Here is a 24,860-nt window from a genome sequence, read left to right on the forward strand (position 1 = left end):
TTGTAAAGCAGATACTTCTGTTCTGCTAAATAATAGGCTTAAGTATAGACATCTACTTGTTTAACTTTTGCGAGAAATACCTATGACAACAGACATTCATTATAACCCTTTGCATTGTGACGGCTTCGAATTTGTGGAATACACCGCAGCTGATGATAAGGGCATTCAGGATCTTAAAGATTTATTCCTATCGCTGGGTTTTGCAGAAGTTGCACAGCATCGTTCCAAACGTGTTTGGTTGTTCAAACAAGGTGATATCAATTTTATTGTCAATGCAGAGCCCGCGTCGCAAGCAGAGGAATTTGCTCGGTTACGTGGTCCTAGTGTTTGTGGCATGGCATTTCGCGTCAAAGATGCAGGCAAAGCATTGCAGCATGCCGTGAAAAATGGTGCTAAGCAATTTGTTGGTAATTTGGGGGCGATGGAATTAAATATCCCAGCAGTTTATGGGATTGGCGAAAGTACTCTGTACTTTGTCGATCGCTACGGTGATGAGTCAATTTATAACATTGATTTCAAGTTCTATCCGGATTGGCAAGAGCGTATGCAAAGTGCCAATGCTGGTTTAGCTGTACTTGACCATCTTACCCACAACGTTAAACGCGGGAATATGGCGGTTTGGGCGAATTTTTATGAGCGTATAGGTAACTTTAGAGAAATTCGTTATTTTGATATTGAAGGCAAATTGACCGGATTAGTCAGCAAAGCCATGACGTCTCCTTGCGGCAAAATACGTATCCCTATTAACGAATCATCAGATGATAAATCTCAAATTGAAGAGTTCATCCGCGAATACAATGGCGAAGGGATCCAGCATATCGCTTTGTCTACCGAAGATATTTATGAAACCGTGCGAACCTTGAAAGCCCGCGGTCTTAAATTTATGGATACTCCTGATACCTATTATGAGAATGTAAATAACAGAGTAGAGGGGCACGGTGAAGATCTCGCGACCTTGCAAGAGCTGAAAATACTGATCGATGGTGCGCCAATGAAAGATGGGATTTTGTTACAGATTTTTACTGACACTGTGATTGGTCCCGTATTTTTTGAAATCATTCAACGCAAAGGTAATGAAGGTTTCGGGGAAGGCAATTTCAAAGCTTTGTTTGAATCAATTGAACAAGATCAAATTAGACGAGGTGTGATCGAAAATAACGGTGAAAAATCTGATGCGTAAATGGATTCATTTTCCTCGGCAAGAGGGAACTTGCTCGCGCCAAGCCCATGCTGATTTTCCCGAACAAGCTATTTTTGAACGGGAAATTGGCCGCAACGGATTTTTTGGACCAGCCACACATTTGCATCACACCCATGCACCGACCGGTTGGATTGAATGGCAAGGTCCATTGCGGCCAAGGGCGTTTGATTTAAATTTGTTGCAACACAAAAATGTTGAGATGAACGGAAATTCTCCGTGGAGCGCTGCTGAAATATTATTCAATGCCCATTGTCGATATCGTATGTGGCATTGTCACACAGCAATGCAAAAATTAGCCAGAAATGCCGACGGTGATGAATTGTTATTTATTCATCAAGGAGCAGGGCAATTATATTGTGATTATGGACATTTGAGTATAACTCAGGGCGATTACGTGGTCATTCCTCGTGCAACTTTGTGGCGTATTGAACCTGATTCAGATATGCAGATTCTGATGATTGAAGCGACCAACGATAGCTATCAATTGCCTGAAAAAGGCTTGGTTGGTCCCCATGCTATTTTTGACGCTGGGATGTTAGATGTCCCTGGGATAAACCAAAAATTCAAAGCGCAATACAGCGAACAAAGATGGCAAGTGGAAATAAAGCGCCACAATCAAATATCCGAAGTGACTTACCCATTTAACCCCCTCGATGCGGTAGGCTGGCACGGTGATTTGAGCGTAGTGCGCATTAACTGGCGAGATATTCGACCATTAATGAGCCATCGATATCATTTACCGCCTTCGGCCCACACCACCTTTGTTGCAAGTAGGTTTGTTATTTGTACCTTCGTTCCAAGACCAATAGAAAGTGATCCAGGTGCATTGAAAGTGCCGTTCTACCATAACAATGACGACTACGATGAAGTCTTGTTTTATCACCAAGGTGACTTTTTCTCCCGTGACAATATCGAAAAAGGTATGGTGACTTTTCACCCTGCTGGTTTTACTCACGGACCGCATCCTAAAGCATTTGCTGCTGGCAAAGCGCATAAAAAAACCTTCACTGATGAAGTGGCTGTGATGTTGGATACGAGGGACGCTTTGGAAGTTTCTGAAATATCTTCATTGGTTGAAAACCCCGACTATGTAAATAGTTGGCAAGTGAAATAATTATTTAAAAAGGATTGCCATGAAATTAGCAAGTTATAAAAATGCCAGCCGCGACGGTCAACTAGTGGTGGTAAATAAAACGCTAACCCAATGTGTTTTAGTGACTGAAATTGCTAGCACTATGCAACAGGCTTTGGATGATTGGGCGCAGACAAGCCCTAAACTCGAATCAGTATATCAACAATTAAATGCCTCAAAGCTCACAGATACCTTGCCCTTTGACAGTAAAAAATGTAAGTCTCCTCTTCCTAGAGCTTACCAATGGGCAGATGGAAGCGCTTATGTTAATCATGTGGAGTTAGTTCGAAAAGCCAGAGGTGCTGAGATTCCAGAGAGTTTTTGGAATGATCCGCTAATGTATCAAGGTGGCTCTGACGACTTTATTGGCCCAACCGACGATGTTCCATTACCCAGTGATAAATGGGGAATAGACTTTGAAGCTGAGGTGGCAATAGTCACTGATGATGTGCCCATGGGAACACTTCCTGAAAACGCGGGGCAACATATTAAATTAATTATGTTAGTTAATGATGTTTCTCTGCGTGGGTTAATTCCTGGCGAGTTAGCCAAAGGTTTTGGCTTCTTTCAATCCAAACCTGCTTCTGCTTTTTCGCCTGTGGCCGTTACGCCTGATGAATTGGCTGATAAATGGGTTGATAATAAAGTACATTTGCCACTGATCTCTGAATATAACCACGAACTATTTGGCTGCCCTCAAGCCGGTGTTGATATGACTTTCGACTTTTCCCAGTTAGTTGCCCATGCAGCCAAAAGTCGTAATTTGAGTGCTGGGACTATAATTGGTTCGGGCACAGTCTCTAACAAGCAAGGCACCGAATACGGGACTAGCATTGCTGAAGGTGGTGTGGGCTATTCTTGTATTGCAGAAGTGCGGATGATCGAAACCATTCGAGATGGCGAGCCTAGCACTGAATTTATGAAGTTTGGTGATCACATCAAAATTGAAATGAAAGACGAGCATGGAAACAATATATTCGGCAGCATCGAACAACAAATTGTTGAGGCTGAGTTATGTTAATACCTGAATCTATGACATTTGCATATATCGTTGCTTCGAGGAGAAACAAGTGAGTTTATATTTACATGGTTATTGGCGTTCATCTGCTTCATATAGAGCTCGAATTGCACTTAATATAAAACAACTAGAATATACTTATGTGCCGGTTAACTTAGCAAAAGATGGTGGTTCGCAATTTAGTGAGCAATACACAGCTCTCAATCCAGCCCAGTTGGTTCCAACTTTTGTAGACGACGATGAAGATATTTTTCTCAATCAATCGATGGCGATTATTGAATATATCGATGAACGTTATGAAGAGCCGGTAAAATTAGTACCTATTCATCGTTTAGACAGGGCGAGAGTGCGCGCATTTGCTCAGGATATTGCTTGTGATGTGCAACCGGTTACTAACCTGCGAATATTGCGCCACCTGAAAACAACTTTTCAAGCTAATGATAAAGACACGGCAAAATGGTGTAAACATTGGATTGAAACGGGTTTCAAAGGAATTGAAAAAAGACTGACGAATACCGTTGCTGATTATTGTTTTGGATTCGATCTGAGCATGGCTGATGTATTTTTAATTCCTCAGGTTTACAACGCTGAACGATATGGTGTAGACATGAATCAGTTCCCTTTGATTCAGCGTGTCGCTAACAATTGTAACCAACTACAGGCATTTATCGATGCCAAACCTGAAAACCAGGTTGATGCTATGTAAGTTGAACTTATATGTTTTTAATTGGTAGCTCTGTGGTGTTCTTAACCTGTTTGAGGGCAAACGTAGAGCTAAGATGATCAACTAAAGGCAAGTTAGTGAGCTTACTTTTGAGTAAATGTTCATATTCTTCAATACTCTCAACAATGACTTTTAATAAATAATCTTTGTCACCACTGGTGGTGTGACATTCAACAATTTCATCGATGCTTTGCACTGAAGCTTCAAATTCGTTGAGGGACTCACCATCGTGATTTTTCAAGGTCACATAAATAAATACGGATACCCCAAGGTTGAGTTTTTTGTTATCTAAGATAGTAACTTTCTGCTTGATAATACCATCGGCTTCCATGCGTTTTACGCGACGCCAACAAGGCGTGTGAGACAGGCCTACTTTTTGGCTCAATTCGGCCATAGATACAGTGGCGTCTTTTTGTAAAACTCGTAGAATTTCACGGTCAAATTTATCAAACTTCATAAGGTGGTCTTGTCAAAAGTGGATTATTTTATTTAATAGTGGAGCATGCGCAAAATCTCTATCTTTTTCAAGAGAAGATACTAGGATAATTATCCTAAATGTTGGAATCCAATCGTTACAGGATTGCGTCTTTTCTGTCAGTGTAAAAATCTTAGCAAAACATATCCTCAGCACGTTGCGCTACTATACTGAAAAATAACAATCTATTTATAGGGTTTCACAATGTCAGTGTTCGATCACTTAGAATTTGATGGCCATGAACAAGTGGCGTTTTTTAAAGACAAAAAAACCGGTTTGCAGGCAATTATTGCGGTGCATAATACAAACCTTGGTCCGTCTCTAGGTGGTTGCAGAATGTGGCCTTATGCAAGCAGTGAAGAAGCACTCAATGATGTACTGAGATTATCAAAAGGGATGACCTATAAGGCAGCCATGGCGCAATTAAAGTTGGGCGGTGGCAAAGCGGTCATCATAGGTGATCCCCGAAAACAAAAAAGTCCCGAGCTGATGGCGGCTATGGGAACCTTTGTTGAGCAAATGGGCGGACGTTACATCACTGCTGAAGATTCTGGTATTGCGGTATCTGACATTAAGATCATGGCTGAAAATACGGCTCATGTGTCTGGAATTCAAGCAAAGTACCGTGTTGACGGTGGTGAAGCCGATGGTAACCCAGCGCCTTCTACAGCTTACGGTGTGTTTAAAGGTTTGGAAGCGTCAGTTAAATATGCGTTAGGTTCGGATTTAAAAGGGGTAAAAGTAGCAGTTCAGGGGATGGGACATGTGGGTTTTCGTTTAGCTGAGCATCTATATCAGCATGGCGCAGAACTCTATGTGACGGATATCTATCCTGATAATGTTAATTTGGCCGTTGAAAAGTTTGCAGCAACAGCGGTTAGTCCGGATGACATTTTTGATCTTGATGTGGATGTTTATGCGCCTTGTGCCATGGGAGCATCTGTCAATCAACAAACCTTGAACAGAATAAAAGCGAAAGTCATTGCTGGTGCGGCAAATAATCAATTGGCGCGGGAGTCGATGGGGGAGCTATTGCGTGAAAAAGGCGTGCTCTATGCCCCTGATTACGTTATTAATGCTGGTGGTGTTATCGACATTTACCACCAACGTATGCTCAGCACTGCAGAAGCGATGCGCAGCCACATTGAAGGTATAGCTGATACGTTAACGCAAATATATGAACGCGCGGAAGCAGAACAGCAACCAACCAATGTGATTTCTAATCGGATGGCTGAAGAACGCTTTCTATCAGAATAATCAATTGCACAGTGCGCAATGTGGCTTTTGCTAACTTGTAGGATGAAAATTCAGCAACTAGTTGTAAGTAGGTGAATTCAACCTTGCATATTAATACGGCTTTGGTCATAATGCGCGCCGATTCAATGACTCTTAATTCTTATTAAGGTTACTGAATTCGAGTTTCTATGGTGGCCTTTTGGTCCTTCCGCAATGATACTCTGTGAAATCGGTCAGGCCCGGAAGGGAGCAGCCGTAGCAGACGACTCATGTGCCGGAATGTGGCTGAGGGGCCGCCACCCAACTTTCCCCCTTCTTTTATTTAGTCCAAGCATTAAGACTTTTCTGGTTTAGGATTATCTAAGTAGCTCATTGCTTTAGATACCGCATTAACTACATTCATTTCCATTTGCTGACGTTCATTTTGTGGAAGATAAAAAGACATGTCTACGTCGAAACGTATGTATCTTGGTGGAAGTTGATTCAGCGCTAGGCAACATAAGTCAGCTATATAGTCTGAGGATTTGTTGGACGTTAGATCCATTGATTCGATTCTTTCTAAAATAAGATGTTCATAATAATTATGGATGTCATCATCTAGTTTCATTATTGCTTGTTCTCACCTAAATATCCTATGAAGCTCTAGCTTAGTTGAATCAATTAATATTACCAACCGCTTTTCTTCTAACACAGTGGTGTGAACAAATAATAATCAATATCAATAATCAGCTGAATTAGCCTGTCCAAATCAGTAAAAAATAAATTTTGATGAGCAAACCTGCTGTTAACACGCTTTTAACACCCGTTTAATCTTATATAAATAAGGGGCGATTAATAATATCTGAGTATTGAAATTGACCTATTTCAAATTAAAAAACACTTAAAAAAGCCCCGCTTGCAAAATCTGGAAATAAAATTATTTTATATAATATCAAGGGTTTACGTTGTTCAGTTGTCGGCTTTTACTATTGGGGTGGTGGCTTGGTTATATAGGTAGGTACTTAATAAATTGAATAGAATTCTATTTGAAATACTTGGTTGTTATTAAATCAAGTAAATATTTTCAAATTAACCACTATTGAAAGCGTAAACTTTTAGTTACTTATTCCCTTATGAAATATATTGAACTTTTATGTAATAGGCTAATACAACGAGTTGACCACAGCACTACGATGTGTTTATTATTCAGTGCGAGGTTCACTACCTTACTAATAAAAAGTCGCATAAGCGACAAAACTAACACTATTTAATAGTGGTCCAGGGAGACATACATGTATACAAATTCAAAGTTAGCGAAGTCAATTCGCATGGCTCTAGCTGTCGGTGCTGCTTCAACAGCAGTATTGGCTCCTGCAACAGCTGTTGCTCAAGATTCAGCTGGCGTAGAGAAAATCTCTGTAACCGGTTCTCGTATCCAACGTACCGACCTTGAAGGTGCATCACCTGTTATTTCTATCAGCGCTGCTGATATTAAAATGGAAGGTGACTTCTCAGTTGCTGACGCACTTCGTAGCAGTTCTTTGAACTCGTTCGGTTCTTTCTCAGAGCGTTCTGGTAGCTCTGCGCAATCACAAGCAACAATTAACCTTCGTGGTGCTGGTTCTCGACGTACTCTAGTTCTATTAAACGGCCGTCGTTTCCCAGGTTCACCTACGCTAGGTGGTGCTTCTGCTAACCTTAACGCAATTCCTTTTGCTGCTGTTGAGCGTATCGATATCATGACTGAAGGTGCTTCAGCGGTATACGGTTCTGACGCAATGGCTGGTGTTGTAAACGTTATCTTGAAAGATGACTATGAAGGTTTGACTTTCTCTGGTGGTTTAGGTCACCGTGATAACGACGAAGGCACAACTTCTAAAGAATTCTCAATCGTAGGCGGTGTGTCTAACGATAAAGGTAACATCACATTTGCTTTCGATCACCAAGAGCGTAAAGGTATCTCTGACGGTGCTCGTGATTATACTAAAGCAAAAGCATCTGACCTAAACGGCGACGGTGTAATTCAGTATGAAGAGACAAGCGGTTATTCTTTCTACGGTGCTAACTTAGTTTCACCAGATGGCAGCCAAATGCAAGCGTCTCTTATCTGTGATGACCTAATCTCCGAATATGGCGATGCGTTTATCAAAGCAAACGCTGACCAAGCATATAGCCCAGGTTCAACTGGTTGTTTCTATGGTTATGCTAACGTTTCTTTCAACACAGCATCTGTTGACCGTAATACAGTATACGTAAACGCTAACTATGAAGTTGCTGAAGACATTGAATGGTTCGGTCAAGCAATGTTTGTACAAAACAGTTCTTTCGGACGTTATGCTCCTCCAGCTGCTCCTTGGAATGGCGTACCTGCTGATAGCCCTCATAACCCTTACGGCGAAGAAGTATTCGGTTATTTCCGTTGGGTTGATATCGGTACTCGTGACGGTAACGTTGATGACTACAACCAAGATTATACTACTGGTCTTCGTGGTAACCTTGATTGGAATGACGCATCTTGGGAAGTTTACTTCCACAATAACGTTGCTGACAACAAATCTGTTGGTGAGTACTACTTAAGCTACGGCGGTCTAGCTTACAATGAAGCTAACGATATCGACCTAGGTTCTGAAGAAGGTGTTGCAAACATGAAAGCAACTACTTTGCAAAACTCTAAGTCAACGTTTAACCAATGGTATGCTGGTATCGGCTTTGATATGTTCGAACTAAATGGTGGCGCTGTAGCTCACTATTTTGGTGCTGAATATATGGAACAAACTTATGCAGATATTTACGACGGTCAGTCTGAAGCTGGTCTAATCGGTGGTTCTGCTGGTAACAGTGCTCAAGGTGAGCGTGATATCACTTCTTTGTTCTATGAGTCAATTTTACCAGTAACTGACGAAGTGGAAGTTAACTTCGCTGTTCGTTACGATGATTACTCAGATTTTGGTGATAACGTTTCTCCTTCTGTTAAAGCTCGTTGGGAAGTAGCAGATGGCGTTGTACTTCGTGCATCTTATTCTGAATCTTTCCGTGCTCCTGGCTTGGATGAATTGAATGCTGCTACAACATTTAGTGCTGAAGCTGCAACCGATTACCGTCAATGTGAAGCTAACGGCATAGAAGCTGTTAACTGTAACGAAGGTCAATTCGATACTTACTACAAATCAAACTCTTCGCTAGGTGCTGAAGAATCTGATTATGTGAACCTTGGTGTAGTTTGGGATGTAACTGATGAATTTGCTGTTAAAGTAGATTACTTCAAGCTATCTATCGATAACGTTATCCAAACTAAAACTGTTGATAGTCTTTTACTTGATGAAGCGGCTGGTTTGATTACAGCTAAATCACCTGGCGACGACGTTGATAGCGACACATTCTACTTAATTCGTGTTGACGGCGCAGATGGCGGTCGTTTGCTAGAAGCTGGTACTGGTTATTTCAACGGAACTGGTTTTGAAATTGAAGGTGTTGATTTAACTTTCACTGGTATGTTTGAAACTGAATTCGGTGATTTCCGCTTCAACAACGTTAACAGCTTTATCTTGACCTATGAAGAAGAGTTGGGTGGCGTTACTGTTGATACTGCGGGTTGGTCTGGACAACCAGAGTTCAAATCTGTAGCTACAGTTTCTTGGTCTATTGGCGATCATTCTCTAGCTTGGAATGCTACTTACACTGACAGTACTACTGAAGCAGAAGTTTTATCTGACCCAGATGACGATGTTACTACTGACAACAGTGTATGGTTAACTTCAGGTAAGCTTGATAGCTGGTTAATCCACAACGTAACTTACACGTATAACGCTGGTGAGTATGGTGCGATTACCCTAACTGTTAACAACTTGACTGACGAAGATCCAGTGTTGTCTTCTGCAGGTACTTGGGATGACCAAGACTTGTATAACAACTTTGGTCGTGACTACCGTATAAACTATACAATTAGCTTCTAATTCGATAGTTTCTAATACGCTAGAAACCAAGTGTTAAAATTGAAAAGGCCGATTTATATCGGCCTTTTTTATTGAAAATTTATAGTGAGGTAACCTTTGAGTAGTTATTGGAGCCAATATTGGCAACAAGGCCATATGACGTCTTTTGGCAATGATTTTTCTGACAATTATACAGGTGCACTAAAATCCCTTTGGGAGGAGGTGTTCAAAGCAGTAGCACACAACAACAAGGTTTTGGATATAGGTACGGGTAATGGTTCTATTATTGCGTTAGGTATCCAAATTAATCCTAATTTATATTTTACTGGTTTGGACAGCGCTAAATTATCTCTACCTGAGATTTTTCAGAACTTAGACAAGGTAGACTTCATTGAAGAAGCTTCAGCTGAAGACATGCCCTTGCAAGACCAGAGTTACGATTGTGTGGTATCTCAATTCGGGATTGAATATTCTAGTTTACCGAAAAGTTTGTCTGAGGTATCAAGGGTAATCAAACCAGCAGGGCAATTTCACTTTGTTGTACATGAATGTGATTCGACTATCGTTAAGCCAAATATACACATTCTTAATGCCGGCAAAGCGCTTTTAAATAGTGAGGTTATTGATAGTCTTAGAAAACTCTTTAATGGACTTGCGAAGTATGGACAACAATCTGCAATTACCGATCAGCTAAGACAAAAATTAAATTCTGATATTGCGAGTATTGCAGCAAAACACGCTTCTGGCTTGCACGGTACAAACTTTCCCGTTTTCCTAAAGCATGTGATGAATCCCAATTTTGAGTTGAAACAACGTAAAAGTGATTTGAAGATATTTTTAAATGAATTAGACGGTCAAATTGTCAGGCTTTCCGATCTTGTTGAAGCTGCAATGAACGAAACAAAACATCTTCAATTAACTACACTGCTAAAAGAATATGGTCTGGATTTACTGAATGACGAACACATTTTTGAGAATGGTAAAATGATAGGGCGATATATAAGTGGCACTAAAGCAAACTAATAAACTTATTGAACCCATTATTATTTTGTCGGCGCCTCGAGCTGGCAGCACTTTATTATTTGAAACTTTGGCTAAGCATCCCGATCTTTGGACTGTTGGAGGAGAGAGTCATCAAATTATCGAACATATACCAGCGCTGAGTACGGTTGCTAGAGGATATGTATCGAATAGACTAGATAGTGATGATGCGGATGATGATACGATTCAAACCCTACAAACAAGGTTTTACCAAGCAGCAAGAAAAGCAAATGGACAGACTAACGCAGGTTCTGAGCAGCAAATTCGCTTACTTGAAAAAACCCCAAAAAATGCGCTGCGTATTCCGTTTTTACTTTCGGTATTCCCTGATGCTAAATTCATTTATCTAGTAAGAGATCCGCGTGAAAATATTAGTAGCATCATGGATGGCTGGCGCTCCGGTCGATTTGTGACCTATCCCGATATTACAGCTACGGATTCTAGATGGTCATTTTTGTTGCCCGATGGTTGGCAAGATTATAAAGCAGCCAGTAAAGCCGAAGTAGCGCGGTTTCAGTGGCAAGCCGCTAATGATGCCATCCTCAACAATTTATTGCAGCTACCAACAAATCAGTTTGAAGTCGTGTCCTATCAAGATTTAGTTACACAGCCAATGGAAGTAATTGCTAGATTGACCGAATTTTCTCATTTATCACCGTTTTCCCAAAGTTTGCAACGCTTACCTTTATCTCGTTACACATTATCGCCGCCTAACAAAAATAAGTGGAAGCGCAATCAAATTGAAGTCCAACAGCAATTACCACATCTACAGAATACATTGACTAAAATTAACAGCTTGCTGAAATGTAGGGGATTAAGTCAACTTGATCTAATTGATACGAATTTTGATGCTGTTGTAGTCCAAAGACCGAGCGCAGCAATACAAAACAGTCCAGAATTCCCCAAAGTATCTCGCAATGCTTTGTGCCTTTGTGGTTCAGGGAAAAGATATAAGCAATGTCACGGTATTATTGTAAAATAAACCGTCAGCTAGCTAAGCAGTAAGATAACACTAATGGAAAGACAGCTTTGAAACTTAAACACGAATTCATTCAGCTTCCTTTGCACTTTGACGAAAAGCGTTTACAAACGGAAATCAATCAGCTTGATCGCAGTTTGTGGGCGCCTCATCACGAAGGGTTTAAAGGTAACCTCTCTATCCCTCTAGTGTCGTTGAACGGTCAGTTTAATAATCTGTTTAAGGGACCTATGGCCGCTACGTCTGTATTGGCTGAGACTCCTTATTTAAAGCAGGTTATCGCCAGTTTTGGAGAAGTGATAGGTCGCTCGCGTCTGATGGGGTTGGAAAGTGGTTGCGAAGTGCCTTTGCATTCAGATATTAACTACCATTGGTATAAACGCGTCCGTATTCACATTCCCATTGTGACTGATCCTAATGTGGTCTTTTATTGCGGTGATAAACAAGTGCATATGAAAGCCGGCGAAGCGTGGATTTTTGATTCGTGGAAGTACCACAGAGTTGATAATCAAAGTGACTTATTTAGGGTACATCTTGTTATTGATATCTGTGGTTCGAGTAATTTTTGGAATATGGTTGAAAATGGTCATGTACCCTGGCTGAATGATGCTTTTACCCAAGAGCAGATTAAGCATGTGGCATTTAATCCGCACAGTGACGGGAATTTTAGAAGCGAACGTTTTAACACGCCATTAGTCCTTTCTCCCGGTGAAATGGAAGGCTTGGCTAATGATCTTATTTCAGATTTGCGCTGTGTGGAAACTAATCCCCGTCAGCAACGAGATGAGATGATTCATAAAGTCCAAGCATTTTGCTATCAATGGCGAGAACTGTGGGGCCTGTATGGTTTGACAGAACAAGGCTGGCCTTCATATCACAAATTACGTCAGCAGGCCTATGAAGGTGTTATGCATCTTGAAAGCAGCTTAGAGCTTAGTAACGGCACTCAGGCGACGCGCATGTTTTTGCATTGTATGATTGATCCGGCGTTAAATGTGGAAGTAAAAGACAGTTATCTAGGCAGCCCAGCCGATGACAATCCCAACATAAATGTTGGCCAAAATACGTCACAACAGGGCAGGTCTGCAGAGGCTTCTGCTCACAATGAAAATAAAAAAAATGACCTTCCTGAAAAATCAAAGTTAGGTAGGAATGATATCTGTCATTGCGGCTCTGGGCGCAAATTCAAACACTGCCACGGTAAACTTACTTAGCCTTTAATGTGATTATCTGTGCTCAAGTGCTTGATTACTTTGGCAGTATTCTATCTCAACGTTGATTGAATGAGTGCTTTCAACGAGTCCATTTGTTGTTTAAATTGCGGTAAATATTGAGCATAAGCATCAGCACTTCCAAGGGCGTTTTTATGAATTGGTTGGCGAACTTGGCTAGCGCTTGGCGTTAACACTGGCTTATCCGATTTGAAAAATTCAAAACATGCATTCTCTACTGGCAAACCACAGAATTCGAGCAGTTCAGTAATATTCTTTTGCGGCTCGGATACCAACTTAGCGTAATCTAAATGATATATTTTTTCGGGGAATTGCTTAGACCAATGTCCCATTATCTTGACGTACCCAGATACATAACTTTCAATTGCTGCTAAATTGAAACTGAAGTCATTTCCATGGCTAAAATGCTGACGGTAGACGCTCATCGCATTATCGAAAGGATCTCGAATTAAATTGATGATTTTTGCATTTGGAAACAAAGCTAAAATTAAGGCAATGTGTAAATAGTTAGTGGGATTTTTATCAATAATGTACGGATGTTCTTCAGTTAAATAAGCTTTAGCTTGCTTTAGGTAAAATCCAGAATAGCGTAAACGTTGCTCATCCGTCATGTTCAACAGGCTTTGTGAATAGCCTTGTTTGCGACTCAGTTGCATGGCGATTCTTTCAATGTAGGGGAGTTCATCGGTTGCCGCTACTTGAGAATGGCTAGCCAAAATTTGTTCCGTTAAAGTCGTACCAGAGCGAGGCATACCGACTATAAAAATGGGAGTCACAGACTCTCTAGTTAACACCTCTATATTTTGTGATACCGGAGTATAGTGACTCAATTCGTTTATTAACTGGAGGTAGCCATGTTGTTTAAAAGGACGTAGTTGCGACAGTTTAGCGTTGGCGGCTGTCATAAACTGTAAAGCTTGTGAGTACGACTTCTGTTGGGCCATAGCATGACTTAACGCAAACTCGATTAATTCTGGCTTATTTTCTGGCTGTCCTTGTGCGATTTTTGCCAGCTTGTCCTGCATATCCTCAATTTCTTGTGACCTGAAAACATAATTTTTAAGGTCCGCTAAACCCCAATAACCATAGCCACTGTTAGCTGGATCTTGGTTAATATACTTTCGATAATATTCAGCTGCTTTTGGGGTGTCACCAAAGGCTTTGTAATTATGCCCAAGATTTAGCAGTAATAGTGGATCTGCAAAATTGTTTTGCTCGCAAACTAAAGCAAGCTCAATAGCAGCTTGTATCTGTCCTATTTTACTTAAGCATAAACTCTGATTGTATTTGATTTTCATATCTTGTGGATGCAACGCAATGAGTTTATCCAGGACTTTATTCAGTAAAAAATACAACTCCAACTTATTTAAGTGCCCAGCCAAAGTCATTAATTGGCGTTCACTTAAATCATGTTCATCCACTAACCCTATTAGCAGATCCAAAGCAGTGTCAAATTGGCCTTCTGCAGCCTCAATTTGATATCTGATTATCAATGCATCTGTTTGTTTTGGCTCTTTACGCAAAATCTTATTCACTGCTAACCGGCTCGAAGTAAGTTTGCCGTTGGCTAATAATTGCTGTGCGTCATGTAATAGTTGTAGGGTTCTTTGCGACAAAATAGACTCTGGATTTAATCTTGGGTTGGATTTCATTAAATGGTATCTTACCTTGATTCGCAACTCGGTTGATAGCCACTTGTAACCTGATTTTATTACCTGATTTTATTACCTGATTCTTATGCAAAATCCAAATTTAGGCGCGCAACAACGTTTGAACATGGCCATGCAGTTAATGCATAAAGGCCAATTTGAACAAGCTCTAACTCATTTCTTGATTTTAAAAGATCTGGGCATTAAAGACTTTCGATTATTCAGAGCCATGGGGTCTGCATATGAGCGTTTAGGCAGAGACACTGACGCTAAGCGGTATTTTTCCGAGTCTTTGCTGGGCAACCCGAAACAAGTGGATTTGTACTATGCGCTAGGCAAAATCGCTTTTCGCGCTAACCAATTTAAGCAAGCCCTGAATCACTTCAAACAGTGTTTGTCATTGGATAATAAAAGTCCGCAAGTTTGGCTAAAGTTAGGACAGACTTATTTCTATTTGCATGAGCTGGAATTAGCAGAGCAGGCATTTTTAAAATGTGAGGATATGCAAAGGGATTGTGTTGACGCAAAGCTCGGGCGAAGTCGTATTTTACAACAGCGCAATGAACACGCTACTGCCGAAAAACTATTACATTCTCTTTTACAAACAGAGCCTAATAATTTACTGGTTGTATCTGAGTTAGCTTGGTTGAAGAAACACCAAGGACACTATCAACAAGCAGCGGAGTTATTCTATAAAAGGCTTACTATCGCCCCTGAAAATCCTGAATCTTATGAAGACTTGGCACTGGCATACTTAGATTTAAACTTGCCGGAAAAAGCATTGAATATTCTTCAACAAGGTATCGAAAAATCGCCAGATAATCGTAAACTGAACCAAGTATTTAGTTCCTTAAAATATGAAATGAATGATGATAATCATCTATCTCACTATAGCCGACAGCCAATCGAAACAATGCCGGACGGATTAATTGTCGATTATATAGTTGGATTAGTGAAAGTCGATGAACTTGCGCTAGCTAATCAGCTTGTTGATAAGCTACAACTTAATTCAGATAAAAAGCATGTAGCTAATAGTCTGCAATTAATATTATGGGAAAAAGAAAACAAACACGAATCTATTGTTAGCTATTTAAACGCTAAACAGTCATCGAAAACAGCGTTGTCGATGACTGAAAATGAAATATTGGTTAAGGCCTATCTGGCTTTAGATGAAAATCAGCAGGCAAACAAATTGCTGGATAAGATGCTCCTATCAGCGCCTGATGACCAATTGCTTTGGGCGCTTAAAACCACGGCATTAAGACAGTTAAAAAGTCCTGAATATGAGCGTCTTTGTGATTATCAAAATATGGTATTCAAACACCCTTTAATGCTTGCGGATCATAATGAGAGTATTGAACAATTTAGTCAGCGCTTACGTGTTGCGTTAGATGAAATTCATGTAAGCCAGCGGAATCCTCTTGATCAATCTTTGCGGCATGGAACACAAACCATGGGCAATCTGTTTGGACATCAAGTCCCGGTTATTCAAGAACTCCGGGCGGCTTTGAAACGAACGATAGATGCTTTATTGGTTAATCTGGTTTTAGATCCCAATCATCCATTTTATAAACATGCTGGCAAAAGTATTGAGTTTTCGGCAAATTGGTCGGTTAAGTTAACCGATAAAGGCTTTCATGTTTCTCATGTGCATCCAAAAGGCTGGCTCAGTAGTGCTTTTTATGTACATATCCCTCCGGTTGTCAATGATTCTAGTAAACAAGGCTGGTTGCATTTTGGCAAACCTGGTATTAAATTAGCGAATGCACTTGAAGCTCAGAAATGGGTAAAACCTGAAGTGGGCCAGTTAGTTTTATTCCCATCCTATTTTTGGCATGGCACAGAACCTTTTCATGATACGCAAGAAAGAATGTCTGTGGCGTTTGATTTATTGCCCAATAATTCAGCAAAATGAATTATGCGTTAGATGAAAAACTGACCTAAACTAAGTTTATAGACTTTCGTATAAATGGTCTTACCAGCTCTTTATCGCTATTTTTGAATAAATTGTCGTAATTACATTATTTTTATTCACAAAATAGTTGAATTTTTTATAGAAAGTGTAATATGAAAATGCTGCTCGAAGTCCTATATACTGTGGTAATGCGGTTTTTTTTATGCTTCTTTGATTATAAAAACTACCGTTAGTCACTAAATGCTAAAGTGTGGCATACGATATCTTGACAACTCGATAACTTCCGTGTGACCATTCGAGTGCAATAGTGTTAAATCTGTTTAGGAATAACACTATAATCCTAAAAATAATTATATAGCCCCTTGTCAGTGAACTTTTCACCTAGACTGGGATTCATAACAAGAAAATTGGTTGGGAACTATGTCCAAAATGAGCAAGAGAACCCTTATTGCCTCTACCGTTATGGGTGCATTTGTACTTGGTAGTAGTGCAGTCTCTGCAGATACATTGAATGATCTTCATAAAGAAGAAGCTAAAATCCATGTTGCTGCAGCAAAATCTCAAGAGAAAATTGATAATCTCTTTCAACAATCACAAGAACTTTTAGTAGATTATCGTGCAGTTGTAGACGAAACAGAAAATCTGAAAGTTTACAATGATTATGTTGCAACTCTAGTTGCTGACCAACAACGCGGTATCGATTCTTTGCAAAGACAAATCGACCAAATTGATGAAACTAAGCGCGGTATCGTTCCTTTACTTTTCAGAATGATCGACAGTCTTGAAAAATTCATTGAAGCTGATGTTCCAATTAAAATGGCAGAGCGCAGAGCGCGTGTAGAACGTTTACGTGATGTTATGGGTAACTCTAACGTTACTGTTTCAGAGCGTTTCCGCCAAGTTATCGAAGCTTACCAAATTGAATTGGATTACGGTTCGAAGATTTCAGCTTACCAAGGCAACATGACTTATAACGGTACTGACATTACGGTTGATTTCTTTAACCTAGGTCGCACCGCATTAATCGCTTTATCTCTAGACCAAAAGAATGCATGGATGTGGGACACTGCAGAACGCACTTGGGTCGAGCTAGGCAGCGAGTACTTAGAATCTAGTATCGCAGCAGTTCGTATGGCAAGAAAACAATTGCCAGTTAATCTAGTTAAACTACCCATTCCAGCTGCGGAGTAATAAGAAATGAAATTAACATTTAAATCCGTATTCGCTGCAACAGCAGTAACACTTTTAGCATCTGGTGCGCACGCTCAGTCAACACTTGATCAATTACTAGATGAAGTGAAGCAGAATCGTGTTTCTGAAGCCAGACTTGATAAAAAACGTGAAGCTGAGTTCCAATCAGCTCGTGCAGACAAACAAGCTCTATTAAGAAGTGCTCAAGCAGCATTGAAAGCCGAAGAAGCTCGTGGTGATCGTCTCGCTAAGCAATTTTCTGATAACGAAGTGACGTTAACAGAAAAAAGCACAGAACTAGACATGGCAACTGGTGACCTTGGTGAAATGTTTGGTGTTGTTCGCCAAGCTGCATCTGAGTCTTATGGACGTATCGCTACATCAATTGTTAGTGCTCAGTTCCCTGGTCGTGCTGCATTCCTAAAAAGAATGTCAGAAGAGTCTGAAGGTCTTCCAAATATCCGCGAATTAGAAGATATGTGGATTGCTCTTCAAACTGAAATGACTGAGTCAGGTAAAATTGCTCGTTTCAATACTGAAGTAATCAACCTTGAAGGTGGTTCTTCACAACAAGAAGTCGTGCGCGTTGGTGCATTTAACTTGGTCGGTGAAGTAGGTTACTTGGTATATGATGATCAAGAAGAAAAAGTTCAACCTTTAGGTCGTCAACCAGACGAGTTCCAAGCTGAAACAGCTCGCGAACTATACGCTTCTACTTCAGGAATTATTCCTACTTTTGTTGACCCTTCAAGCGGTGCGATTCTTGGCCTATTGAAACAGAAAGCAACATGGGAAGAGCGTTACCATGCAGGTGGTCCAGTTGGATATACAATCACTGTAATGTTGGTGATTGGTTTGTTGATTGGTTTCTACAAAATCATCACACTTACACTTATCAGTGGCAAAATGCGTTCACAGTTAAATAATCCTGGTTCTCCTTCATCATCCAACCCACTTGGACGTGTATTAAAGGTTTACAACGAAAACAAAACTGCTGACACTGAAAACTTAGAAATGAAGTTGGATGAAGCTATCCTTAAAGAACTTCCTTCTATTGAAAGTGGTATTAACATCATTAAGATTTTTGCTGCTATCGCTCCGTTACTAGGTCTACTAGGTACGGTACTTGGTATGATCGCTACCTTCCAACAAATTACGTTGTTCGGTACTGGTGACCCAAGATTGATGGCTGGAAGTATTTCAATGGCATTGGTAACTACAGCTCAAGGTATTATCGCGGCTCTTCCGCTAATCCTTATGCACAGCATCGTTGCTGGTCGTAGTAAATCAATCGTGCATATCCTTGACGAACAAACTGCGGGCATAGTAGCTGCTCACGCAGAGTCGGAGAAAGCATAATATGGCTGACCTGATTGGATTATGGGATTCTGTCAGGGAGTTTATCGCGACAGGAGGCGGGGTGTTATACCTCGTCGCTTTAGCGCTCTTTCTCATGTGGGTGTTAATGATAGAGCGCTTTTGGTTTTTAAATTCTGTGTATCCTAAGATGAGAAAAAATATCATCAAAGATTGGGATGCTAGAACTGATACCACCTCCTGGTATGCGCATAGAATCCGTGATGCTTGGATTTCACAGGCTTCAGACAAACTAGGCAGTAACATGTTACTGATTAAAACCTTAGTGGCAATGTGTCCTCTAATTGGTTTGCTAGGAACAGTTTGGGGCATGATTAACGTATTTGAAACTATGGCGACGCAAGGAACCGGTAATGCTCGATTGATGGCAGCTGGTATTTCAATGGCAACAATTCCTACTATGGCAGGTATGGTTGCAGCTTTGTCTGGCGTTTTCTTTAGTTCTCGTTTGGAATCAAAAGTTAAAATCGCCAAAGAGAAGCTGATTGACAGCCTTCCTCACCATTAAGAGAGAAGTTTATGGCTCGTAAAGAACGTGTACCAGAGGAAGATGCAGCGATTGATATGACACCGATGCTCGATATCGTGTTTATCATGCTTATCTTCTTCATTGTAACCACTGTTTTCGTTAAAGAAGCAGGGATACAGGTGAATAAACCCGGCGCTAGCCAGGCGTTTTTATCTAAAAACGCTAATATCTTTATTGCTGTCACGGAAGACGGTGTAATTTGGATGGATAAGCGCGAAGTTAAGGTTGAATCTATTCAAGCGAACCTTGAAAAGCTTTTGGCCGAACAGCCTTCAGATGTTGTGATTATTCAAGCAGATGAAAAAGCTGAACATGGTATTGTGGTGAAAGTGATGGATCAAATCAAAGCCGCAGGTATCGACCAAATCTCAGTAGCAGCTAGAGGAGCATCATAATCATGCGAGTAATTTTCTCTATATTGCTTGGTGCCGTCGTTGCTTTTGCCCTTTTTGTGGTAATGGCTAAGCTGGTTGCAAATTCTTCGCAACCAGCAAGTGAAGTACCTGAGTCACCTGTTATTGATATTGTAATGTCGGACCCAGACGAAGCAACACAAACTCGTCAACGTGTTCCACCACCACCTCCTCCTCCTCCTCAGCAACCGCCTAAAATTCAGCCGGTTGAACCTGATGTGGAAGACGCAAATGCTGATGGCGTAAGCTTTAACATGCCAGCTGTAGATGTTGGTGGCGCATCAATTGATATCGGTGGCGTTGGTAATATGCAACGCGATGGTGAAGCAACTCCGATTGTTCGTATTGAGCCTAAGTACCCAGTGCAAGCCGCTCGAGATGGTAAGGAAGGATGGGTTATTTTATCTTTCACTATCAACGAAGTAGGCGGCGTGGACGATGTTGATGTTTTGGATGCAGATCCTAAACGTATCTTCGACCGTGAAGCTAAACGTGCATTGCGTAAGTGGAAATACAAGCCAAAAATCGTCGATGGGAAACCTGAAAAACAGTTCAATATGAAAGTGCAATTGGACTTTAAATTGGATCAAGGCTAATGAAAAAGTTTGTAATAAATGTTACTGCGATAGCAACTCTAGGTGCCGCTACATTGCTATCAAACACAGCAGCAGCTCAGTCGGCACCGGTAGCTTGTGCAGATTACAAGCGTGGCACAACCAATATCGTTGGTGAGCGCGTTGGTAAAAAGATTCAGAAAGCGCTTGAAGAGTATAATAACGATAATATCGATGGAGCTTTAGCTATTCTTTATGAAGTTGATGCTAAAGACGGATACGACAAAGCGTTTACTGATAATTTTATCGGCAAAATGTTGGCAGGTCAGGATGGTAAAGGAGCTAAGGCTCTTGAGTATCTTGAAGGATCTGTTAACCCAAAAGCACTCAACGACTCTGAGCATGCTAACACTGTGAGACTTGTTGCAGACCTTAGTATGCAAGAGAAGGAATATGCTAAAGCTGTTAAGTATTATGAGCAGTGGATGACCTTCACTTGTAAAGAAGATCCAGACATCTATACACGTATGTCTCAAGCTTATTATGAGCTAAAAGATCTTCCTAAGATGGTTCCACCTGCTGATAAAGCGATTGCTTTGTATGAAAAACCTAACAAAAACCCTTATGTTTTAAAGTTGCAATCATTTTACGAACGTAAAATGTATCCGGAAACTGTCGCCGTTGCTGAAGAGCTAGTGCGTACTTTTCCTGAAAGCAAACAGTGGTGGTCACAATTAGGCTTTTTCTACATGTTAGTTGAGGACTATAAAAAAGCCCTTTCTACATTTGAAATTGCATACAATCAGGGTTACTTGGCTAAAAAGTCTGAAATAAAAGCATTGTCACAATTATACGCGACTAATGAAATTCCATATAAAGCAGCTGTGCTTTTGGAAAAGTATATGAAGTCAGGTTTGATAGAAGAGAGTGAACAGACTTTATCGAGTCTTGCTAACTCTTACCATCAAGCAAGAGAGTATAAAACGGCAGCTAGCTATTATGAAAAGGCAGCTAAGATAGAAAACGACGCTGATTTATATCGCAAGCAAGGTATATTGTTACTTGCGGCAGAAGATTACAAAGGTTCAATAAATGCTTTACAAAAAGCGCTTGATAATGGAGCAGACCAAACTGGTCGAATTCATATCGCGATGATGGAAGCAAATATTTATACCGGTAACTTCCGTCAAGCTATGGTTCATGTTCGTGAAGCGAAGAAAGACAAAAACGTTGAACGTACTGCTAGAGCTTGGGAACCGTATATTAAAGAAAAAGCGAAAAATCGCGGTATTAAAGTTTAACTTTAAGATCTCGATAGCAATATTGTTACCTTTAAAAGGCTTCTTAATAGAAGCCTTTTTTATTGCTCTCTCACTATTCATAAATGTAAGCCTAATTAAAAGATTTTTGTAGGTTTTTTAGGTTTATTGTTGATAGCTGATGGTTTTTAAATGTCCTCAATCTTATCTAATTTTTTTCATCTCTGTTTTTTTTTGGTCACTTCATCGGCCTGTCGTTTACTCTAATTTATTGTTGTTTAATTCGGATTGTTGAAATCAAGTTAGCGGATGATGCTGAAAGAACCGTGTTTATCTTAGCGATATTTAATGGAAGTAGAGCTTAATTTTTAATGAGTTTTTTTAATTGTTCTCGAAAGTAACTTTCAATTTGTTTTTTACCTGCTAACTTGTAGTTAGTACATAGCTGAGGATAGCTGTTTTTAGCGACTATCACATCATTAATAAATTTCCACCCATGGATGGCCTCTTCATCTAGAGTCTGCAAATTTATAGAAAGACTTTTTATCCAATTGAATACAGCAAACTCAACTGCAAACAGAGGGCGATTACCTGCAATAAATTGGGTCATTAAATTACGCCAATACATTTTCATTTTATGACTGTCATATGGCTGTGCAGATTTTTTTAATTTAAGGTTGTTGAATATTAGTTCAACTAAAGCAGGGGAAAGCGTTTTTAGGCGGTAATCTTTTTGATAGTGTATTTGCTGAGTGCAAATTAGGTTTAAAAATTTGCTAATCTGGTTAGCATTACAAGACAATGGTTTGAGCATAATTGCACTGAATTCTCCACTTGAAGCGTCTTGTTTAATACCAAGTTTTACCAACTGAAAATCATTGTTGTACCAAAATAGCGCGAGCTCTTTTGTTATTCCAAACGAACTACCTAAAAAATCTACCTTATGTTCTTCTGCAGATCTTTGTATATGGGCTAACAGCTGCGAGCCCACTTTTTTATGCCTATATTCTTGTTTGACTGCTATTCTAATCACGCGTATATAGCGCTTTAACAAGTACTCTGGATTATTATTATCAAATGCTAACCGTTGCGGAATTAAGTGGCCAAGGATGCGTCTACTGCCTTGGGCAATGTCTATTGCAATTGGAGTTAGATCTTCCCCTCCCTCTAAGGCGGTGAGGGCGACTCCTATTGGCTCTGCATATTGATTACTAAACACGTGAATGTGTTGATCTCCATCCAACATTCTAACCAAATCGTCTGGTGAAGTTTGATAATGGGCATCAACTAACAATTCAAATACCCCTTGTAATAGCGATGGCTGCTTGATTAATTGTGCTCCATTATAAACCTCGTAAACCAATTCATTGGAAGAGTTGGAAATACTCTGGTATTCAGTCAACCGCTTGGATACCGAACTCTGGGTTGTGGTTTTTAGCGCCATGACCTTATGCCAAAAGGCTTCAAGAGGGTCATTTTCGAACCAGCGAATAGGTGTGTGCAACATGAATTCACGAAAGTGTGCAAAATAGGTTCTTAAAAAAGATTTAAAGCGTAACTCAAAGCCTCTGCCGCTGCCTTCATAACCATGAACTGTTGTACTGAGAACTACGTTTGGATAAAGCTGAACTAATTTTTCTAACACTTCTGAGGGCAATGAGGCGGCTTCATCGACGAATAACCAATCGGCTTTTGGTTGGGTTTGAATAATTTTATCGAAAGGAACATACGCCAAGTGATTCGCTAAAATTTGTTTAATATCTCGGCTAGGGTCATTTGTTTTTAAAATTTTCGAAGCTTGTTCAAATATTTTTTGAGTCATGGAACGATGGGCTGACGTCACTAAAAATGTGGTATTCGTTGACATGATTAATTGTCCAGCTGCAATTCCTAAAGCAGATGATTTTCCTCTGCCTCTGTCTGCAAGAACGACTATCTGATTGTTATCTTTAGAATATGCAAACTTGATATATTCCACCAACTGAAACTGATCAGCAGTCATACATACTTCATCTTGAAAATGGCTTTTTCTCAATTCGGTTGTTTCTGCTTGAGTTAGTTGCAATTGTTGTTGTTGCCAGATTGAAACGCCAGGGAAGGTTTTAATATGCTCCACTAACCATTCTATAAATGGCGAGTGAGGACGGCTTGTATTAGGCACTAATCCTTGAACTGTACTTTGCGTATTGCCATTTTGTGACCAAGCATCTAGTTCTGGGCAAAGTAATATCATCAAGCCGCCTTTACTCACACAGCCGCTCAAAGCGAGTAGGGCATTGCCTCTAATATCAGCAAAGCCATCATATACCACCCATTCGAATTCTTGACCTAAAACGCTCCTATATTGCTTTGATTCAATATTTTTTACAGAATCAATATCACCGACACAAATACTCGATGTTGGAGCATGTGCAGTAAGTATATTTGTTATCGATTCTTTAACCCACTCCTGCGATCCGGATATAACCAACAACTGTCGGTGACCGATATTGCGTCTGCGTTTCTCAAGCCAAGTTAATACTTCTAATGTCATATGCTTTTTTAGTTGAATTCTTGATATAGTTCAACTCCCTAGTGTATTGAATAAATTTAAGGAATACGAATGCGCTTTCTATCTCGAAGGTTAGTGATGCCAGGAGATTTAAATTATGCTGACGCGTTATTTGGTGGTCGAGCATTGGAATGGATTGATGAAGAAGCTGCTATCTATGCTATTTGTCAGTTAGAAACGAATGTGTTGGTAACAAAGCATATTGGTGAAATTACATTTGAATCTCCAGCGTTAAAAGGAGATGTAGTAGAATTTGGTCTGGCGACTAAAAAAGTTGGGCGTACTTCGATAACTATAACCTGCATGGTTCGCAATAAGGTGACCAAAAAAACCATATGCGTGGCGGATGATATTGTATTTGTCAGTTTAGATCCAACTACCAGAGAGCCTGTGCCTCATGGCAAAACGATTAAAGATTTGGAACAACAAACCCAGCAAGAATTAAGATCATTGAATTTAAGTGATTAGTTTCT

General features: G+C 40.2%; 21 protein-coding genes and 1 other RNA gene. 18 read left to right on the top strand and 4 right to left on the bottom strand.

Translation table 11 applies throughout. From position 1 onward, the window contains the following. Positions 1-82: 82 nt before the first annotated feature. From hppD to maiA, 4 genes are read left to right on the top strand one after another with little or no spacing between them, the layout of a single operon-like run. A complete protein-coding gene (gene hppD, locus KO530_RS19390; RefSeq protein WP_216050108.1) occupies positions 83-1,180 on the top strand; it encodes a 4-hydroxyphenylpyruvate dioxygenase in 1,098 nt (365 codons plus the stop codon). Beyond that, positions 1,173-2,315: a homogentisate 1,2-dioxygenase gene (locus tag KO530_RS19395; RefSeq protein WP_216050109.1), complete on the top strand. Its 1,143-nt coding sequence runs from the start codon at positions 1,173-1,175 to the stop codon at positions 2,313-2,315. The genes hppD and KO530_RS19395 overlap by 8 nt, the downstream gene beginning before the upstream one ends. Positions 2,316-2,334: 19 nt before the next feature. Beyond that, a complete protein-coding gene (locus KO530_RS19400) occupies positions 2,335-3,354 on the top strand; it encodes a fumarylacetoacetate hydrolase family protein (RefSeq protein ID WP_216050110.1) in 1,020 nt (339 codons plus the stop codon). 49 nt (positions 3,355-3,403) lie between these two features. After that, a complete protein-coding gene (maiA, locus tag KO530_RS19405; protein ID WP_216050111.1) occupies positions 3,404-4,057 on the top strand; it encodes a maleylacetoacetate isomerase in 654 nt (217 codons plus the stop codon). Between the two features lie 7 nt (positions 4,058-4,064). Here the strand turns inward: maiA and KO530_RS19410 are convergent, their stop codons facing one another. Further along, the gene (locus tag KO530_RS19410; RefSeq protein ID WP_216050112.1) at positions 4,065-4,532 is read right to left on the bottom strand and encodes an Lrp/AsnC family transcriptional regulator; all 468 of its coding nucleotides are present in this window, start codon (positions 4,530-4,532) and stop codon (positions 4,065-4,067) included. A gap of 222 nt (positions 4,533-4,754) precedes the next feature. On the opposite strand from KO530_RS19410, the gene KO530_RS19415 reads away from it, so the two are divergent. Both KO530_RS19415 and ffs read left to right on the top strand, forming a co-directional pair. Continuing rightward, entirely contained in the window at positions 4,755-5,807 is a 1,053-nt protein-coding gene (locus KO530_RS19415) for a Glu/Leu/Phe/Val dehydrogenase dimerization domain-containing protein (RefSeq protein WP_216050113.1), read from the top strand. Between the two features lie 176 nt (positions 5,808-5,983). After that, positions 5,984-6,080, top strand: an RNA gene (ffs, locus tag KO530_RS19420) — signal recognition particle sRNA small type. A 40-nt stretch (positions 6,081-6,120) separates the two neighbouring features. Here the strand turns inward: ffs and KO530_RS19425 are convergent. Further along, the gene (locus tag KO530_RS19425; RefSeq protein WP_216050114.1) at positions 6,121-6,393 is read right to left on the bottom strand and encodes a late competence development ComFB family protein; all 273 of its coding nucleotides are present in this window, start codon (positions 6,391-6,393) and stop codon (positions 6,121-6,123) included. A 664-nt stretch (positions 6,394-7,057) separates the two neighbouring features. Between KO530_RS19425 and KO530_RS19430 the strand changes: the two genes are divergently transcribed. The 4 genes from KO530_RS19430 to KO530_RS19445 all read left to right on the top strand — a co-directional run bounded on the left by KO530_RS19430 (position 7,058) and on the right by KO530_RS19445 (position 12,931). After that, a complete protein-coding gene (locus KO530_RS19430; RefSeq protein WP_216050115.1) occupies positions 7,058-9,718 on the top strand; it encodes a TonB-dependent receptor domain-containing protein in 2,661 nt (886 codons plus the stop codon). Positions 9,719-9,814: 96 nt separating this feature from the next. Beyond that, positions 9,815-10,720: a class I SAM-dependent methyltransferase gene (locus tag KO530_RS19435; protein WP_216050116.1), complete on the top strand. Its 906-nt coding sequence runs from the start codon at positions 9,815-9,817 to the stop codon at positions 10,718-10,720. Beyond that, a complete protein-coding gene (locus KO530_RS22050; protein WP_354667883.1) occupies positions 10,701-11,720 on the top strand; it encodes a sulfotransferase in 1,020 nt (339 codons plus the stop codon). The genes KO530_RS19435 and KO530_RS22050 overlap by 20 nt, the downstream gene beginning before the upstream one ends. A 47-nt stretch (positions 11,721-11,767) precedes the next feature. Continuing rightward, on the top strand, positions 11,768-12,931 hold the full coding sequence (locus tag KO530_RS19445) for an aspartyl/asparaginyl beta-hydroxylase domain-containing protein (RefSeq protein WP_216050117.1): 1,164 nt from the start codon (positions 11,768-11,770) through the stop codon (positions 12,929-12,931). Between the two features lie 50 nt (positions 12,932-12,981). Here KO530_RS19445 and KO530_RS19450 read toward each other — a convergent pair whose 3' ends face one another. Next, the gene (locus KO530_RS19450; protein ID WP_216050118.1) at positions 12,982-14,601 is read right to left on the bottom strand and encodes a tetratricopeptide repeat-containing sulfotransferase family protein; all 1,620 of its coding nucleotides are present in this window, start codon (positions 14,599-14,601) and stop codon (positions 12,982-12,984) included. A gap of 85 nt (positions 14,602-14,686) precedes the next feature. Here KO530_RS19450 and KO530_RS19455 point away from each other — a divergent pair, with 85 nt between their 5' ends. The 7 genes from KO530_RS19455 (at position 14,687) to KO530_RS19485 (ending at position 21,878) form a co-directional block, all read left to right on the top strand. Continuing rightward, positions 14,687-16,513: a tetratricopeptide repeat protein gene (locus tag KO530_RS19455; protein WP_216050119.1), complete on the top strand. Its 1,827-nt coding sequence runs from the start codon at positions 14,687-14,689 to the stop codon at positions 16,511-16,513. Positions 16,514-16,942: 429 nt separating this feature from the next. Further along, positions 16,943-17,704: a DUF3450 domain-containing protein gene (locus tag KO530_RS19460; protein ID WP_216050120.1), complete on the top strand. Its 762-nt coding sequence runs from the start codon at positions 16,943-16,945 to the stop codon at positions 17,702-17,704. Positions 17,705-17,710: 6 nt separating this feature from the next. Continuing rightward, on the top strand, positions 17,711-19,063 hold the full coding sequence (locus tag KO530_RS19465; RefSeq protein WP_216050121.1) for a MotA/TolQ/ExbB proton channel family protein: 1,353 nt from the start codon (positions 17,711-17,713) through the stop codon (positions 19,061-19,063). A gap of 1 nt (position 19,064) precedes the next feature. Next, positions 19,065-19,589: a MotA/TolQ/ExbB proton channel family protein gene (locus KO530_RS19470; RefSeq protein ID WP_216050122.1), complete on the top strand. Its 525-nt coding sequence runs from the start codon at positions 19,065-19,067 to the stop codon at positions 19,587-19,589. Between the two features lie 11 nt (positions 19,590-19,600). Next, positions 19,601-20,005 (top strand): ExbD/TolR family protein, encoded by a 405-nt coding sequence (locus KO530_RS19475; protein WP_216050123.1) that lies wholly within the window; start codon positions 19,601-19,603, stop codon positions 20,003-20,005. Next, a complete protein-coding gene (locus KO530_RS19480) occupies positions 20,005-20,619 on the top strand; it encodes an energy transducer TonB (protein WP_216050427.1) in 615 nt (204 codons plus the stop codon). Before KO530_RS19475 ends, KO530_RS19480 begins: the two co-directional genes overlap by 1 nt. Continuing rightward, positions 20,619-21,878, top strand: coding sequence for a tetratricopeptide repeat protein (locus KO530_RS19485; RefSeq protein ID WP_216050124.1), 1,260 nt, complete (start codon positions 20,619-20,621; stop codon positions 21,876-21,878). Before KO530_RS19480 ends, KO530_RS19485 begins: the two co-directional genes overlap by 1 nt. Positions 21,879-22,197: 319 nt before the next feature. Here the strand turns inward: KO530_RS19485 and KO530_RS19490 are convergent, their stop codons facing one another. Continuing rightward, positions 22,198-24,369: a GNAT family N-acetyltransferase gene (locus KO530_RS19490; RefSeq protein WP_216050125.1), complete on the bottom strand. Its 2,172-nt coding sequence runs from the start codon at positions 24,367-24,369 to the stop codon at positions 22,198-22,200. A gap of 69 nt (positions 24,370-24,438) precedes the next feature. On the opposite strand from KO530_RS19490, the gene KO530_RS19495 reads away from it, so the two are divergent. After that, positions 24,439-24,855: an acyl-CoA thioesterase gene (locus tag KO530_RS19495; protein ID WP_216050126.1), complete on the top strand. Its 417-nt coding sequence runs from the start codon at positions 24,439-24,441 to the stop codon at positions 24,853-24,855. The last annotated feature ends 5 nt before the right edge of the window (positions 24,856-24,860 follow it).

It is taken from the genome of Aliiglaciecola lipolytica, assembly GCF_018860635.1.
GTDB classification, from domain to species: domain Bacteria; phylum Pseudomonadota; class Gammaproteobacteria; order Enterobacterales; family Alteromonadaceae; genus Aliiglaciecola; species Aliiglaciecola lipolytica_A.